At 75.9% G+C, this 15,923-nt stretch carries 16 protein-coding genes; 7 read left to right on the top strand and 9 right to left on the bottom strand.

Annotation, left to right across the window (positions count from 1 at the left end; translation table 11 throughout):
- Both HCN52_RS13110 and HCN52_RS13105 read right to left on the bottom strand, forming a co-directional pair.
- On the bottom strand, nt 1-534 hold a 534-nt coding region (locus HCN52_RS13110), incomplete at its 3' end, for a hypothetical protein (RefSeq protein ID WP_245175098.1).
- Nucleotides 535-599: 65 nt separating this feature from the next.
- A complete protein-coding gene (locus tag HCN52_RS13105; RefSeq protein ID WP_168088613.1) occupies nt 600-1,349 on the bottom strand; it encodes a ferritin-like fold-containing protein in 750 nt (249 codons plus the stop codon).
- 259 nt (nt 1,350-1,608) lie between these two features.
- Between HCN52_RS13105 and HCN52_RS13100 the strand changes: the two genes are divergently transcribed.
- Both HCN52_RS13100 and HCN52_RS13095 read left to right on the top strand, forming a co-directional pair.
- Nucleotides 1,609-3,234, top strand: a complete 1,626-nt coding sequence (locus tag HCN52_RS13100; protein ID WP_168088612.1) for a DEAD/DEAH box helicase — start codon at nt 1,609-1,611, stop codon at nt 3,232-3,234.
- Between the two features lie 80 nt (nt 3,235-3,314).
- Nucleotides 3,315-4,280 carry an alpha/beta fold hydrolase gene (locus HCN52_RS13095; RefSeq protein WP_168088611.1) on the top strand — a complete coding sequence of 322 codons (966 nt, stop codon included), beginning with the start codon at nt 3,315-3,317 and terminating at the stop codon, nt 4,278-4,280.
- Between the two features lie 28 nt (nt 4,281-4,308).
- Here HCN52_RS13095 and HCN52_RS13090 read toward each other — a convergent pair whose 3' ends face one another.
- Entirely contained in the window at nt 4,309-5,193 is an 885-nt protein-coding gene (locus tag HCN52_RS13090) for a PHP domain-containing protein (RefSeq protein ID WP_168088610.1), read from the bottom strand.
- Nucleotides 5,194-5,439: 246 nt separating this feature from the next.
- Nucleotides 5,440-6,087, bottom strand: a complete 648-nt coding sequence (locus HCN52_RS13085) for a DUF6758 family protein (RefSeq protein ID WP_168088609.1) — start codon at nt 6,085-6,087, stop codon at nt 5,440-5,442.
- A 347-nt stretch (nt 6,088-6,434) separates the two neighbouring features.
- Here HCN52_RS13085 and HCN52_RS13080 point away from each other — a divergent pair, with 347 nt between their 5' ends.
- The 3 genes from HCN52_RS13080 (at nt 6,435) to HCN52_RS13070 (ending at nt 9,366) form a co-directional block, all read left to right on the top strand.
- Nucleotides 6,435-7,019, top strand: coding sequence for a suppressor of fused domain protein (locus HCN52_RS13080; RefSeq protein WP_312876678.1), 585 nt, complete (start codon nt 6,435-6,437; stop codon nt 7,017-7,019).
- A 183-nt stretch (nt 7,020-7,202) separates the two neighbouring features.
- Nucleotides 7,203-8,630, top strand: coding sequence for a ParB/Srx family N-terminal domain-containing protein (locus HCN52_RS13075; protein ID WP_245175097.1), 1,428 nt, complete (start codon nt 7,203-7,205; stop codon nt 8,628-8,630).
- Nucleotides 8,631-9,078: 448 nt separating this feature from the next.
- Nucleotides 9,079-9,366: a hypothetical protein gene (locus HCN52_RS13070; RefSeq protein ID WP_168088608.1), complete on the top strand. Its 288-nt coding sequence runs from the start codon at nt 9,079-9,081 to the stop codon at nt 9,364-9,366.
- Nucleotides 9,367-9,696: 330 nt separating this feature from the next.
- Here HCN52_RS13070 and HCN52_RS13065 read toward each other — a convergent pair whose 3' ends face one another.
- From HCN52_RS13065 to HCN52_RS13045, 5 genes are all read right to left on the bottom strand, one after another.
- Nucleotides 9,697-10,725, bottom strand: a complete 1,029-nt coding sequence (locus HCN52_RS13065) for a DMT family transporter (RefSeq protein ID WP_376767126.1) — start codon at nt 10,723-10,725, stop codon at nt 9,697-9,699.
- Nucleotides 10,726-11,050: 325 nt separating this feature from the next.
- Entirely contained in the window at nt 11,051-11,320 is a 270-nt protein-coding gene (locus tag HCN52_RS13060) for a hypothetical protein (RefSeq protein ID WP_168088607.1), read from the bottom strand.
- Nucleotides 11,321-11,441: 121 nt separating this feature from the next.
- Nucleotides 11,442-11,669: a DUF3107 domain-containing protein gene (locus HCN52_RS25410; protein WP_168088606.1), complete on the bottom strand. Its 228-nt coding sequence runs from the start codon at nt 11,667-11,669 to the stop codon at nt 11,442-11,444.
- Between the two features lie 243 nt (nt 11,670-11,912).
- A complete protein-coding gene (locus HCN52_RS13050; protein ID WP_168088605.1) occupies nt 11,913-12,545 on the bottom strand; it encodes a TetR/AcrR family transcriptional regulator in 633 nt (210 codons plus the stop codon).
- 266 nt (nt 12,546-12,811) lie between these two features.
- Nucleotides 12,812-13,033, bottom strand: coding sequence for a hypothetical protein (locus tag HCN52_RS13045; RefSeq protein WP_168088604.1), 222 nt, complete (start codon nt 13,031-13,033; stop codon nt 12,812-12,814).
- Nucleotides 13,034-13,496: 463 nt separating this feature from the next.
- On the opposite strand from HCN52_RS13045, the gene HCN52_RS13040 reads away from it, so the two are divergent.
- The gene (locus HCN52_RS13040) at nt 13,497-14,486 is read left to right on the top strand and encodes an alpha/beta fold hydrolase (protein WP_168088603.1); all 990 of its coding nucleotides are present in this window, start codon (nt 13,497-13,499) and stop codon (nt 14,484-14,486) included.
- Nucleotides 14,486-15,847, top strand: coding sequence for a DUF3152 domain-containing protein (locus tag HCN52_RS13035; RefSeq protein WP_168088602.1), 1,362 nt, complete (start codon nt 14,486-14,488; stop codon nt 15,845-15,847). The genes HCN52_RS13040 and HCN52_RS13035 overlap by 1 nt, the downstream gene beginning before the upstream one ends.
- The last annotated feature ends 76 nt before the right edge of the window (nt 15,848-15,923 follow it).

Here is a 15,923-nt window from a genome sequence, read left to right as displayed (position 1 = left end):
GCCACCGCGGCGTCGGCGTGGTCGCTGTCGGCGACCACCGTGATCGGCTGCGTGGACTCCCCGGGTCAGTGCGGGCGACGGCCGCGGCGGTTCCGCGCCCGACCCGGCCGGGTACGCGCCCGGACGCTGCGTCGCGGGGCTCTCGAAAGCCAGCCGGAGCACTCGGCACTCCGCCGCCCAGCGGGTCGGCAACTCCTCGGCGTCCGGGGCGTTGAGCCGCTTCCCGCGCAGCTCCGCCACGGCGGCGGCCCACCGGGGGCCGTCCGCCGCGGGCTCGCTCACCCGGGCGGGCCAGGCGACCAGACGGCCGCCGCTGTCCTTGCTGCGCGCGGTCACCGTCGCGGTGCCGCCGTCCCGGAGGTCCAGTCCGTCCAGGGGCTGCTCGCCGGGGCCGCCGACCAGCCACACGGCGCCGTCGTGCCAGACGTGCCACAGCGCGCGTGCCGGGGCGGGGCCCGGGCCCCGCACCCACAGCAGCGAGGACTTCTTCGCGGTCTCCTCCACGAGGGCCGCGTCCAGCAGCGAGGTCGTCATCGCACCACCGTAGAGCGCGCCGCGGCCCCGGGACACCTGCCCCGGGGCCGCGGTGTCCGGCGCTGTCAGGCGGCCAGCCCCAGCGCGGCCATCCGCTTGGTGTGCGCCTCGGTGATGCGCGCGAACATCTGGCCGATCTCCGCCAGGTCGAAGCCGTCGGCGACGCCGCCGACCAGCATGGTCGACAGCGCGTCCCGGTCCGCGACCACCCGCTGCGCCTGCGAGAGCGCCTCGCCCATCAGCCGCCGGGCCCACAGGGCGAGCGGCCCGCCCAGCCGGGGGTCCGCCTCGATGGCGGCGCGGACCTTGTCGACGGCGAAGTCCGCGTACCCGGTGTCGTCCAGCACGTTGACGACCAGGTCGCGGGTCTCGACATCGAGGCGGTGCGCGATCTCACGGTAGAAGTCGGCGGCGATCGAATCACCGACGTACGCCTTGACCAGGCCCTCCAGCCAGTCGGAGGGCGCCGTCAGCCGGTGGAACTCGTCCAGCGGCCCGGCGAACGGCTCCATTGCGGCGGCCGCGTCCACCCCGATCGCCGTGAGCCGCGCGGCGAGCCGCTCGTAGTGGTGGAACTCGGCGGATGCCATCCGTGCCAGTGCCGCCTTGGCCTCCAGGCCGGGGGCGAGCCGCGCGTCCTGCGCGAGTCGCTCGAAGGCGGCGAGCTCGCCGTAGGCCAGGGCGCCCAGCAGGTCCACGATCGCGGCGCGGTAGCGGGGGTCGGCCGAGGCCTCCTCCCAGGTGCGCGAGGCGCCGGCCTCGGAACCCTCGTGCTCGGTGCCGGTCTCGGAAGCTGACGTATCGGGCGTGTCCATGAGCCGCAGAATAGCCCGGGACCTTCTGCCCTCACGATCGCCCCTGACACATGTGCGCGGTTCCGGGGTAGAGTGATATGGACCCGCCAGCAGGCGGGTCCCGTTCATGTGGAGATTCCTGGCTGGACCAGGACCCGCGGATGCCCGGTCGGTGGCCCGATCGGCTCCGACTGACAGCCCGCAGGCGGACACCACAGTCCGCCAAGCGGGACCCGCTCGCGCGGTGCATGCGCTTGAGTGAGATGCCGGGTCCCGCGCCGTGGCGGCCCCCTCGGGCCCGCGCCGGCGCGGTGGACACGACCCGCCTCGCCATCGTGCTTCGCGTCACACAGAAGAGGCAAGCACACTGTCCACGACAACTTTCCGCAGTCTCGGGATCCTGGCCGAGACCGCCGAGGCCCTCGAGGCCGTCGGCATCGTCACCCCGTTCCCCATCCAGGAGCTGACCCTTCCGGTCGCTCTCGCCGGCTCCGACGTCATCGGCCAGGCGAAGACCGGCACGGGCAAGACCCTCGGCTTCGGCATCCCCGTGCTGGAGTCCGTCACCGTCGCCGCGGACGTGGAGGCCGGCCGGGCCAAGCCCGAGGACCTCTCCGACGCCCCGCAGGCCCTGGTCGTCGTCCCCACCCGCGAACTGTGCCAGCAGGTCACCAACGACCTGCAGACCGCCGGCAAGGCGCGCAACGTGCAGGTCCTCGCGATCTACGGCGGGCGGTCCTACGAGCCCCAGGTCGAAGCGCTGCGCAAGGGCGTCGACGTCGTCGTCGGCACCCCGGGCCGGCTGCTCGACCTCGCCGGCCAGCGCAAGCTGCGGTTGAACGAGGTCCGCGCGCTCGTCCTCGACGAGGCCGACGAGATGCTCGACCTCGGCTTCCTCCCGGACGTCGAGCGCATCATCCAGATGCTGCCGACCCGCCGGCAGACCATGCTCTTCTCGGCGACCATGCCCGGTCAGGTCATCTCGCTGGCCCGCCGCTATATGAGCCAGCCGACCCACATCCGGGCCGCGGTGCCGGACGACGAGGGCCTGACCGTCGCCAACACCACCCAGCACGTCTACCGCGCGCACTCGCTCGACAAGGTCGAGATGATGGCCCGGCTGCTCCAGGCCGACGGCCGCGGGCTGGCGATGGTGTTCTGCCGCACCAAGCGGACCGCCGCCGACCTCGCCGACCAGCTCGACCGGCGCGGTTTCGCCGTCGGCTCGGTCCACGGCGACCTGGGCCAGGGCGCCCGGGAGCAGGCGCTGCGCGCGTTCCGCAACGGCAAGGTCGACGTGCTGGTCTGCACCGACGTCGCCGCCCGCGGCATCGACGTCGAGGGCGTCACCCACGTGGTGAACTACCAGACGCCCGACGACGAGAAGACCTATCTGCACCGCATCGGCCGCACCGGCCGCGCCGGGGCGAAGGGCAACGCCGTCACGCTGGTCGACTGGGACGACATCCCCCGCTGGCAGCTGATCAACAAGGCGCTGGGGCTGGACTTCAACGACCCGGCCGAGACCTACTCCACCTCGCCGCACTTCTACGCCGAGCTCGGCATCCCCGAGGGCACCAAGGGCGTCCTCCCGCGGGCCGAGCGCACGCGCGCCGGGTTGGGCGCGGAGGAGGTCGAGGACCTCGGCGGCCCCGACGCCAAGCGCGGTGGCAAGCGACGGAGCGAGGAGCAGGAACGTCCCGCCCGCGCCACCGCCTCGCGGCAGCGCCGCCGCACCCGCAGCGGCGCGCCCCTCGACGCGGAGGCCGGCAGCGGTGACTCCGCCGCTGAGGACGACGCCGCTGCCCCGGTCGGCGAGGAGGCGGCCGGCGCGCGGCGTCCGCGCCGTCGGCGCCGCAGCCGCTCCGGCGGTGGCGGCGGGGCCGCGGCGACCGCCGAGGCCTGAGCCTCCCGCCGTCCCGACACCACGGGCGCCGTCCTCCCCGGACCACGGGGCGGGCGGCGCCCGCTCGTTACAGTGGAGCCGTGAGCAGACCGCCGTTTCTCGACAGGCCGCCGCAGGTGACCGACCGGTCGCTGACCACCCGCCGCGGGGCGTTCGCCGTCCTCGACGCCGAGCCGACCGGCACGTGCCGGGGCACCGTCCTGCTGGTCCCCGGGTTCACGGGCAGCAAGGAGGACTTCATCGCGCTGCTGGCCCCGCTGGCGGAGGCCGGCTACCGCGCCGTCGCGGTGGACGGCCGCGGCCAGTACGAGAGCCACCCGCCGCGCGACCGGCAGGGGTACCGGATCGGCGCCCTCGCGCAGGACGTCCTCGCCCAGAGTGCCGCGCTGCTCGCCGCCTCGCCGGCCGTCGCGAGCGGTGCGCCGCCCGGGCTGCATCTGGTGGGCCACTCGCTCGGGGGCCTCATCTCGCGGGGGGCGGTCCTGAGGGACGCCGCTCCCTTCCGCTCGCTGACGCTGCTCTCCTCCGGCCCCGCCCGCGTCGCCCGGCTGCCCCGCTGGCGCACCCGCGCGTTCGGTGCGGCGCTGCCGCTGCTGGGCCCGGAGCGCGTCTGGCGGGCGCTCCACCGCCGCGAGGGGACCGATCCGGTGAGCGTCTTCATGCGGCGGCGCTGGCTCACCAACCACGGCGGCCAGCTGCGGGCGCTCGGCAGGCAGCTGCGGTACGAACCCGACCGGGTCGACCGACTGGCCGCGACCGGTGTCCCGGTGCACGTCGTCTCCGGGGAGCAGGACCACGCCTGGCCGCTGCCGCTGATGGACGAGATGGCCGTGCGCCTGGGCGCCCGCCGCACCGTCGTCGAGGGCGCGGCCCACTCGCCCAACGCGGAACGGCCGGTCCCGACGGCGGCCGCGTTCCTGGCGTTCTGGCGCGAGGTGGAGGCATCGCCGGTCGCCACCCCGGCCACCGTCCGGGCCCGGGCCGCGGAAGCCCCTGACGCCGGAGCCCCTGACGCCGGAGCCCCGGCGACGGATGCCGTGGAGTGAGCCGCCGCCCGGCGGGCCCGCTGCCGGGTCAGGCCGGGTGCTCGGCGCCCTGCGGGAGGTCGGCCGCGGTCGTCGCCGGGCGGGCGCCGGTCGCACGGGCGACGAGCGCCTCGTACACCGCCGGGTCCGTGGTGCAGTCGCCGAGCGCCGCGGTCTTGCGGGCGCCGTGGTAGTCGCTGGAACCGGTCGGCAGCAGGTCGAGCTCCTTCGCGAGCGACCGCAGCCGGTCGCGGGTGGCGGGGTCGTGGTCGAGGTGGTCCACCTCGACTCCGTCCAGCCCCGCCTCGGCGAGCGCGGCCAGGTCCGCCTCGGTCACGATCGGCCCCCGGGACGCCGCGAACGGGTGGGCGAAGACGGCCACGCCGCCCGCGGCATGGATGCGGCGGACCGCTTCCACGGCGTCGAGCTCGTGCTTGCCGGTGTGCGCACGGCCGCCGTCACCGATCCACTCCGGGGTGAAGGCGTCCGAGACCGTCGCGACCACCCCGGCCTCCACCATGGCGGTGGCGATGTGCGGCCGGCCGATGCTGCCGTCCGGGCCGGCGAGCTCCCGGACCCGCTCGAAGTCGATCTCCACCCCGCCCTCGCGCAGCAGCTCCACCATCCGCCGGGCGCGCGGCACCCGGTCGTCCCGCAGCAGCTCGCGCTCCCGGGCGAGCACCGGTTCGGCGGGGTCGAAGAGGTAGCCGAGCATGTGCAGGCTCACGCCGCCGAGCCGGCAGGAGAACTCGGTGCCGGTGACGAGCGTCAGCCCGGGCGGCAGCGCGGCGAGTGCCTCGGCGTGCCCCGCCACGGTGTCGTGATCGGTGAGGGCCACCACGTCCAGTCCCGCCGCTGCCGCGGCGCGCACGAGCTCGGCGGGGGAGTCGGTGCCGTCGGAGGCGGTGGAATGGGCATGCAGGTCGATGCGCACGTCGGCACTCTCCGTTGCGGTCGTCGGGGGCGGGTCGACCCGCCCCCGGGCGGCCGAGCGCCCGCAGGCGACGGGGCGGCCCGCCGGAAGCCGAGGCCAGAATAGCCGGGAGGCCCCCGTCGCGGCCCGCGGTGCCGGACGGGCACCGACCGGCGTTCCCGGCCGCGTCGCGCCCGGGGCGGCCGTCTCGGCGCCGGGGCCCCGGTCCTCCGTGGCGGTGCCTGCGGCGCGGTCGCCGGGCGCGCGTCAGCTGTTCGGCGAGAGCAGCTTGGGGGAGAGGGCGCCGCAGGGGATGAGGTCTATCTCGGCGCCCGCCTCGCGGAGGTCGGTGAGGACCAGCTCGTCGTAGAGCAGCGGGCCGGACTCCGCCGGCCAGCTGATCGCCCACAGCCACAGGCCGCGCGCCTCACCGGCGAAGACCGCCCGGTCCGGCGGGACGTCCCTGACGTTCCACAGCGGCGTCGGGCGCCCCGCCGCGGTCGTCCGCGCCTGCGGGGCCTCGGAGACGTCCATGTGCCCGGTGGGGTCGGGCGCGTCGATGCCGGCGTAGGCCGCGCCGAGGCCCACGCCCAACTCCTCGGCCACCAGGATGATCTCCCCGACGCCGCCGAGCGGGGCGGGGCCGGAGCAGGCAAGAGCGGTGGCACGTCCGCCGCTGCGGTCGTCGCCCGCGCAGGCGACGCCGGTGAACAGCCATCCCACCGGCAGCGGCCACGGCATCCACACGGGGACCTCGGTCCGGCCGAGGACCACCGCCAGCGCGTCGATGCTGGGCGGGATGACAGGTTGGAGCGGATGGACCGCGCCGTGTCCGTCGCACTGCCACGTGTCGGCGAAGAGGCCGGGCGCTCGCACCCGGCCACCGCACTTCGGGCAACTGGGTTCGCCCCTCATGGACGACAACGGTCCCCGGGGAACGTGCGCCCGTCAAGCATGCTCGTTCGGGCAGCACCGGTGGATTCCGGCCGGGGGTGGTCCGGTGGCGTCGCACAGGCGGCGGCAGGTTCCGCAGGTCACAGCCGGGCGGTGGCGGCGCGGCGAGGCAGCGGGCGCGGCGGGTGCGCCGCGCGTGCACCTGGCGAACGCATGACTCAAACGCGGCTCGTGTCACTCGTTCGGGTGGTTGATGTCGTACCGGGGTGGTGTGCGGGGCGCGTTCCCCGCGCCCCGCGGGCGCCGGTGCGCGGTCGGTCGACGGCCGGCTGTGCACCCCGGCGGGCGCTGCCCGTAGGGTCGGTGGCGTGGAGACGCGAGCACGGGTCGAGAACGCCCTGACCGACGCCCTCGGCGAGCCCGACGCCCGAGCGTCGGTGACCTTCCTGGGCACCGACCGCATCGAGGTCCTCCGGTTCGCCGGGGCCGCGCCCCGGCCGCACGTCCGCTACGCCACCCTCGGCATGTCGGACGCGCCGATGGCCGACCCCACCGCCGTTCTCGCGGACCCGCACCGCGGCCCCCGCGCCGAACTCCTGCTGGCCGTACGGCCTGTCGCCGGAGCCCTCGTCGACGAGGTGCTGCGGGCGCTGGCGGTGTTCGCCGCCACGCCCCAGGTGGAGGGCGTCGTCGTGGCGCCCGGCGCCTCGCTGGACCTCGGCGGACCGCTGTGGCCCGGCGCGCCGTTCACCTCGGTCCTCGTCTCGGACCCCGACGCCGTGCCCGACCTCGCGCTGCCCGCCCCCGCCGATCCGGTGCGCTTCCTGCCGCTGGTGCCCATGACGCCCCACGAGGCCGCCTGGAAACGGGCCAAGGGCGCCGACGCGCTGCGGGAGCGCTGGAGGGGCGAGGGCATCGACCTCCTCGACCCCCGCCGCTCCTCCGCCGTCTGACGAGGCGGCGCCCGCGCCCCGTCGTACCCGGGGCACGGCGCCGCCGGGCCCCGGGGAGTTCACCCGCTCGCCACGTCCGGTACGTGCGGCTGCCACCGCCGGGGCGCTCCGCGCTGGGTGGATGGCTCGTGCACCCGTCCGGACGGGCCGGTGCACCGGCCACGCCACGGAGCAGGAGCAGAGATGAGCGCCAACCACCGGACGGGTGCGACGGCCCCCGCGGACGTTCCCGAGCGCGGGGTGGCGCACCGCCGCCACGCGGCGGTCGGCGGAGTGCTGGCCCTGCTCATGGCGGCGAGCGGCGCCCTCGCCGGCCCCGCTGCCGCCCGCGGCGCGGACCACGCGGACCACGCTGACCGGGTGACCGTCGCCGCCGCTCCCGCCGGGGCCACTGCCGGGGAGCTGCTGGAGGTCCGCCTGCGGGAGCTGCGCCCCACCCAGCCCGCCATCGGCCACGACCAGATCCACTACAAGCTCGGCCGGTACGCCGGAGCCAAGGACGAGGCGCGCGGCAACCCCAACAAGCGGTTCGACGACTGGTGCGAGGCCAACGGGCAGGCGGAGGCGGCGAGCGCGGGCCCGGGCGCCACCCTCGCCGACCCGGCGACCTTCCGCTGCACCCTCGCGCTCGGCGAGGAGACCGCGGACAGCGTCGCCGCGATGAAGACGGTGGTGATCGGGCCCGGCGGCTCCCTGCACCTCACCGACGGGCACCACACCCTGACCTCCTTCCTGGAGACGCCGGACGGCGGCCCGGACACCGCGGTCAGGCTCCGGGTCAGCGACAACCTCTCCCACCTGTCGACCGACGCGTTCTGGCGGGAGATGCGCGCCCGCGACCTGGTCTGGCTCCAGGCGCCCGACGGCTCGACCCTCTCCCCGGCCGACCTGCCGCGCGGCCTCGGCCTCGCCCGACTCGCCGACGACCCGTACCGCAGCCTCGTCTACTTCACCCGCGGCATCGGCTACACGCCGCCGTCGGACGCGCCGGAGTACCTGGAGTTCCTCTGGGGCCGGTGGCTGCGGGACCGGATCGACCTCGACCCCTCGGAGCTGCGCGACCCCGCCGCCTACCTGGAGGTGATCGAGGAGGCGTCCCGGGCGATGGCGGCGGCCCCGGGCGACACCGAGATCGCCCCGGGCCGCACCGCCGACCGCCTCGGCCGGCTCGCGGAATGGAACGACGGCAAGCGCGCGACCGGCGGCGAATGGGCCAAGCTGTCGGTACCGATCGACGACGCGCGGCCCGGCAAGCTCGCCTACGCGGTCGACTCGCGCGCCCGGGTGCCTGCCGCTCCCGCCTGCACCCGCACCGTGACCGGCCGCCACAACGGCCCGCTGCACGCCGCCACGGGCGTGCTCTGCCTCGACGCCGCCACCGTGCGCGGTCCGGTGGTGGTCGGGGCGGGCGCCTCGCTGCTCGTCCGCGGCGCGGAGATCTCCGGCCCCGTCTCCGCCGTGGCCGCCCGGACCGTCGAGATCTGCGGCGCGACGCTGAACGGGCCGCTCAGCGTGGTCGGCACCCGTGACCGGCTCACGCTGGCGGCCCACGGCTGCACCCCCAACGACCTGCGCGGCCCGGTGGCCGCCGTGGGCAACGCCGGGGGCTGAGGCGGACGCCCGCGTGAGGCGACCGCCCGGCTCCCGTCGGGCGGTCGCCTCACGCGTGCCGGCGCTCCGACCCGTGCCGGCCCGAGGTGTTGGAGGAGCGCGCGGGGCGCGTGGATCACGGGACGGCAGCGTGTCCCGCCGCACGCGCCCGTTCGTTCCGGCCACTGACCGGCGGCGCCGGGCTCCCGGGCGCCCGCCCCGAGGACGGCGCTCGTACGGCAGCTGGGCGGGCGGAGCGCAGCGGGCCGGGCCGCACCCACCGGCGCGCTCGATCGCGCCGGCGACGGGTGGTGACCGCGCCGACGGGCCGGTGGCGGCGCGGCCGAAACCTGTCGACATCTCTGCCCAAAGCTCGTCGGCCGGTCGAACCGGGCTGTCCGAGGCCGCTGTTACTGCTGTTCTCCACCGGGTCGCACGGAGCGCCCCGGCAGCAGCAGAGAGGCAGTCGATGACTCCCCCGGGTTACCACCGTGTCCGCTCCCACGCCCGCACCCGAGCCGGCTCCGGCTCCCACCGGGTCCGCTCCCACCTGCGGCGGGATCGCGGCCGCTCCGCGCCCCGTCCGGACCGTGACACACCGGCCGGCACTGCGTCGTCCTCGCGCGAGGGGGCGGCGGGCGGGCTGATGGTCGTCCTCCTGCTGCTCGCCCTGGCCCAGGGCGGGTGTCAGACCACGGGCGGCGCCGCCGCGGACGGGGTGGAACGTCCCGCGGTCACGGCGACGGACACCCCGTGAGGCGCCCCCGGCCCGTCTCGGTCGTTCGCCGCCCGCCACGGCATCGCTCCGGCCGGCCGTGAGGAACCGGCGGGACGGGCGGTCGGGGCTCCACTCGGGACGGTGGCGGACCGTGGAGCCGGGCGGCGCCGGCTTCGGCGGCGCCGAGCCGCCCCGGCGGTGTCAGAGCGTGTGTGCGACCCCACGCCGGGCCCGCGGCGCCGGCCACGGCCATCTGCTGCGTTGTCGAAAGACGCCCGCATACCACCCGGTACGAGGGCGCCCCTCCGCCGTGCAGCTGACCGCATCCGACGCCGCGAGCCGATCCGACGCGGGGTCACTGAGACGCTCTCAGGTGGCCGCGGGGGCGGGAGGCACCGGGCGGGGTGGGCGTTCGGCGCGGATGACCAGGGCGAGCCCCCACAGGATCACCCCCAGCGCCGGATACGCCGGCCACGGCGGGGTCTGTCCCAGCCAGACGGCGGCGATCAGCGCCGCGCCCGGCGCCTCCAGCAGGATCGCGGTCGAGGTGACCGACGGTCCGAGACCGCGCACCACCCGGTTGAGCAGCGAGTGGCCGAGCAGCTGCGCGGTCGCCGTCAGCAGCAGCAGCTTGATCCAGGTCTCGGTCGAGTAGCCGGCGAGATCGGTACCGGTGGCCAGGCAGAGCACCAGCAGCAGCCCGGCGGTCACCGAGTAGCAGACGAAGGTGTACGAGGTGGTGCTGGTGGTACGGCGCACCTCGTTGCCGATCAGCATGTACACGGCGGCGGCCAGCCCGCCGGCGAGGGCGAGGGCGTCGCCCGCGAGGGCCCGGGCGGAGACGCTCAGATCCACGCCGGTCAGCAGGACGACCCCCGCGAAGGCGACACCCGTCCCGATCCAGGTGCGGCGATCCGGCCGGTGGCCCCGCAGCCACAGCAGCACGGTGATCCAGATGGGCGTCGTCGTCACCAGCGCGACCGACGAGGCCACCGAGGTCATGCTCAGACTCGGCAGCCACAGCGCGAAGTGTGCGGCGAGCGTGGCACCGGCGGCGGCCGAGAGCAGCAGCCGTCGCCTGCCGAGGGCGGCGAGTTCACGGCGCAGCGTCCCCCGGAGCAGCACCACCGGAGTGAGCGATGCCGTGGCCATCGCGTTGCGCCAGAACGCGATGGCGAGGGCGGGGGCCGCGGTTGCCGCGACCAGCGGCCCCGACAGCGAGATGCCCGCCACCGCGACCGCCAGCAGCAGCAGGTCGAACCGGGCCTGCGGCGAGTCGAGCAGCAGTCCGCCGGACGGCCCGCCGTCGGTGGTGGTGCGGCCGGTGCCGGGCGCTTCCGGGGGTGCCGCCGTCGCCGTCCGCTGGGACGGCCTGTTGCGAGGTCCGGTGCCGGCCAACGCTCCTCCTGTGCTGGGGGCCGGACACCCGGCCGCCCACAGGGTAAGCCTCGTGATGCGGGGACGCTGCTGACGCCCGAGGGATGAGAACCGGCCGTTTGCCGACGGCGTGCCGTCACGGCACCGGAATCAGCCGCGCGCGGCCGGAATCGGCCCGGGCGCACCGGGCCGGCCGTCGTGGGGCCTGTCGTCGTGGGGCCGGCCCTCGCAGGGTCGGGCGGCGGGGCGCGGTCCGCGGGCGGCACGCGGACGGCGGGTCATGCGGGGGTGAGCGGGCGCCCGGCCGGGAGCGGGGCCGAGCCCGGAGGAGTCGGGGCGGGGTGGCTCAGGCCGAGACGGGCCCGCGCGCCGGAGCGTGGCTCACCCGGACCACCAGCGACAGCAGTGCGGCGCCGAAGACGAGACCGGCCACCAGGACCACGGGCAGGCTCCCGGGTCCCAGGACGGCCCGGGCGATCAGACCTCCCAGCATGGCGCCGCCGGCACCCGCCGCCAGCGCGAGCCGGGTGTCGAAGAAGCGGGCCGGACGGCGGCCGACGGCGACGGCGGCTATGACGAGCCCGAGCAGAGCGCAGGCGGTCGACTCCCAGAGCATGGTCCCTCCCGGGCAGTGAGTCCGACGTGGGCAACGGCGTTCTACCCACGGGTCGGAGCACACGAAACGGCGGCCGGTGATCTTTCACCGGCCGCCGTCGCGCTGGGAAGTCGACGTCCTGTCAGAGCGCCCCGAAGCCGACCCGGCGGGTCGCCGGCTCGCCGATCTCCACGTACGCGAGCCGCTCCGCGGGGACGATGACCTCGCGGCCGCGCTCGTCGGTCAGGCTGAGCACCTTGTCCTTGCCGGTGAGCGCCGCGGTCACCGCGTTCTTCACGTCCTCGGCAGACTGCCCGCTCTCCAGAACGATCTCGCGCGGCGTGTGCTGAACGCCGATCTTGATCTCCACGGCTTGTCCCTCCGCATGGTTCGTGACGTGCGCGGGGTCCGCGCCGCCGTCGTTCCGCCAGGGTATCGGGGGAGACGGGCTCCCACGGGACGGGACGGCCACGCCCGTAGCGAACAGTTCACGCCCGGCAGCGACCCCGTGGCGCGCACCGGCGGACCGCTCGCGCAGGGGTTCGACGGGGCGGCGCCCCGTGGGGCGCCGCCACCGGCGGGGTGCATTCCCCGCGCGGCAACGCGCCCGCGGTCAGTCCTGCGGCTGCATGGGGAAACCCGCGATGCCGCGCCACGCCAGCGCGCCGGTCAGCTGCTTGGCGGTCTCGCGCGGGATCTGCTGCCCGGAGCTGAGCCAGTGCCGCGCGGTGATCTGGGCCATGCCGCACAGGCTCACGGCCAGCAGCATCGACTGGTCGTGCGGCAGGTCGGTGTCCTCCGCGATGACGGCGCACACCAGCTCGGCGCAGTCGCGGGAGACGGAGTCCACCCGTTCGCGGACCGCCGGCTCGTTGGTGAGGTCGGACTCGAAGACCAGGCGGAAGGCGCCGCCGTCCCGCTCGACGTAGTCGAAGTAGGCGTCCATCGTCGCGGCGACCCGGAGCTTGTTGTCCGTGGTCGAGGCGAGCGCCTCGCGCACGTGCTGGACCAGCGCCTCGCAGTGCTGGTCCAGCAGGGCGAGGTAGAGCTCCAGCTTGCCGGGGAAGTGCTGGTAGAGGACGGGCTTGCTCACCCCGGCCCGTTCGGCGATGTCGTCCATGGCCGCCGCGTGGTAGCCCTCCGCGACGAAGACCTCCTGGGCGGCTCCGAGGAGCTGGGCGCGCCGGGCCCTGCGGGGCAGGCGCGTGCCGCGGGGGCGCGCACCGGTCTGCTCGATGGCTGTCACGCCGCCTCCCGTGTGTAGGGGACCCGCGTGGGGTCGGTGGTTCGGTGCGCCGGGCACCCGGGACGCCGGTGTCCCGCCCGCCCGACGCCGTCATCCTACGGGCGGGTAACGGCGGCTCGTCCGTCGCGTGTCAAGGACCGTCGGCGGCGGGCCGCCGTTCCGTGGCCCGCCGTGGCCGCCCCGTCGGCGGTCGAGCGGCCCGGTCGGGCCGCCTCCCGCCTGGGGTGACGCCCGGTCGCGGACCGACCGGCACCCGCCTCGACCCCTCAGCGGTACTCGTCCTCCTCCCGCTCGACGGTTCTGGCCTGATCCGCCGCGTCCGCCGGATCAGCGGCGTCCGGGTCGGCCGCGGCGGGCGCCGCCTCGTCGCGGGGTCGGAGTTCGGTCCGCTGCTCGGCGGCATCCGCCTCCGGGGTCTCCACGGAGCGCTCCCGGTCGGTCGCGAGGAGTTCTTCCAGGGTGTCGGGGTCGCTGGGGTCGATGGCCACTACGTGCACCTCCGGTCGCTGCCTGTCGTCACGTTCGGTTACTTCCAGCGTAGGTGATCTCCCGCGGTCCGTCGCGGGCGTCGCGTCGCCCGGCCGGCGCGGACCGGGGACCGAAAGCGGTCGACACCGTGCGGGGCCGCCCCGTCCGGGTGCGCCCCGAGGGTGAAGCGGCGGGGTGCACGGGGTTCACGCGATCGGTGGGCGGTCGCGTGGAGTGACCGGGGCGGCACGGAGCACCGGGGTGGGCTCGTCGGGCGGGGGGCGGCGCCGCGCGACGTGACCAACGTCCCGTGCGGCCGGGCGGGACGGAAGTGTGTACCCGTTCCGGCCCGAGATCACGCCCCCGAACACCCTTCGAGGGGTCAAGCGATGCGGAAGCGATATGACCGCGATACGCCGGATGCCCCACGGGTGTGATGCCGGACACAGTCACGGTTGCGTGACGTGCTCGTAGGATGGCGCCATGCCATCGACCGAGGAGCGACAGGCCACGGCGGCTCTCGCCGCTGCCGAGGCGTGGCCCGGCGTCCGGGCGGGCGAGACCATGCGGTCCGTGAACCTGCCCGGAATGACTCTTGCCGTGCGCCGCCGCGCCGCCACCCGAGACGATCTGGAACCCGCCCTCTTCGTGCACGGCCTGGGCGGCTCGTCCCGCAACTGGTCCGCACTGATGGAGCGTCTCGCCGGGGACGTCGAGTGCGAGGCGGTGGACCTGCCGGGATTCGGCGCGTCCCCGCCCCCCGACCACCGCCGGTACACCCCGGCCGCACACGCCCGCGCCGTGGTGCGCTGCCTGGAGGAGAGCCGCCGCGCGCCGGTCCACCTCGTCGGCAACTCGCTCGGCGCGGCCGCCGCGACACGCGTCGCCGCGCTCCGACCCGACCTGGTGCGGACGCTGACGCTGATCTCACCGGCGCTGCCCGAACTCCGGCCGCAGCGCACCGTGTTGCCGACCGCCATGCTGGCGGCGCCGGGAATGGCGTCGCTGCTGCGCCGACTCGGCAGCGACCAGCCCCCGCAGCAGCGCTCCCGCAGCGTGCTGCGCCTCATCTACGGCGACCCCTCGCGCATCACGCCCGAGGAGTTCTCGGGCGCCGCCGCGGAGCTGGAGCGCCGTCAGGCGCTGCCCTGGTTCTACGAGTCGCTGGCGCTGTCCGCCCGAGGGCTCGTCAACTCCTACACCCTCAGCGGTCAGCACGCGCCGTGGCGGCTGGCCGAACGTGTGCTCGCACCCACCCTGCTGGTGTACGGCGGGCGCGACCGTCTCGTACGCTTCCGGATGGTCGACAGGGCCGCCGCCGCCTTCCGTGACTCACGGGTGCTGGCGCTGCCCGAGGCCGGCCATGTCGCCATGATGGAGTTCCCCGATCTGGTCGCGGACGCGTTCCGCGAGTTCCGCGCCGCCGCGCCCGGATCGAAGGCCACCGAGAACGCCGGGGGGCGTGACGCTTGATGCACCGGTCCGAACGTGAACAGTGGCACCCGGAAGGGACCACCGCAGGGCCGGCGCCGGCCGGTGGGCAGCACGCCCACGCCCCGGGAGCCCCGGAGCACTACGGGTACCCGGCCACCACCGCCGACCCCGCCGCGGATCCGCTCGTCCCGCCGCAGGACCGGGAGCCGTCCCGTCGCGGCCACGAACCCGCGCCCGCCGCCGGCGCGCACGGCCACGCCTACGCGGCCGGCCCGGCGACGTACCCCGCGGGCGCCGGTGAGCGCGGTGGCGAACACCCGGCGGAGGACGGCGCCGACGCCGGACGGATGTCCACCGGCGGTGCGCACCGCCGGGACAGCGGCCCCCGCCAGGAGTACATCGACGCCTTCGACCAGCTGCCGCGGCCGGCGCAGCCCGCCCGCGGCGCCTCCCCCCGGTCCCGGCCGGGGCCGGTCACCGAGCAGCCGCCCGCCACCGCCCCGTCGGCCGAGTCCGGCGGTGACGGCGGTGGCGAGGAGCCCTCGCCGCCCGCGCCGAGCGGCGTCGGCGGCAGCTGGGCCCGGACCGTCACCGGGCTCGCCGCGGCCGGTGTCGTCACGGTGCTGACCATCTCCGTGATGGGGCAGATGGCCGAGGCGGAGCAGCCCTCGTCCGCCGCCGGCCAGGACGCGTCCGAGGTCGAGGGTGAGGACGGTGCGGGGCAGGGCGACAAGTCCCCCAACGGCACCGGCGGCGCCGTCGAGGACGAGGCCGAGGAGGAGCCGGCCCTCTCCTACGAGGAGGCCATGGCCCAGCAGGAGCCGTTCGACCCGGAGCTGACGGGGAGCGGCGAACTGGTCCCGGTCGTCGGCGCCGAGGACGGCCCGTTCCCCGACGCACCCGAGCAGCTGCGGTACCGCGTCGACGTCGAGGAGGGGCTCGGGCTGGACGCGGAGCTGTTCGCCGAGGCCGTGCACCGGACGCTGAGCGACCCGCGCAGCTGGACCAACCACGGCGCCCGGTCCTTCACCCGGGTCTCGGGCGGCAACCACGACTTCGTCGTGACCCTCGCCTCGCCGGGGACCACCGCGGAGTGGTGCGCCAAGTCGGGGCTGAACACCACCATCGACAACGTCTCCTGCGACGCGGCCACCACCGACCGCATCATGATCAACGCCTGGCGCTGGGCGCAGGGAGCCGACACCTACGGCCCGGACCGGATGCACGAGTACCGGCAGATGGTCATCAACCACGAGGTCGGACACCGGGTGGGCTACGGCCACGCCGTCTGCCCGTCGGAGGGCGCGCTGGCGCCGGTGATGATGCAGCAGACCAAGTTCCTCACCATCAACGGGATCACCTGCGAGGCCAACGCCTGGCCTCACCCCGTCAGCAGCTGACCGGCGGGGCGGGGGCTCCTCGGCCCGCTGCCCACCGCCCGCCGTCGTGCGGCCCGGCGCCCCCGCGGCGCCGGGC

Origin of the sequence: Streptomyces bohaiensis, from assembly GCF_012033785.1 — a bacterium.
Taxonomy (GTDB): domain Bacteria; phylum Actinomycetota; class Actinomycetes; order Streptomycetales; family Streptomycetaceae; genus Streptomyces; species Streptomyces bohaiensis.
This window is presented reverse-complemented; position numbering and strand designations above follow the sequence as displayed.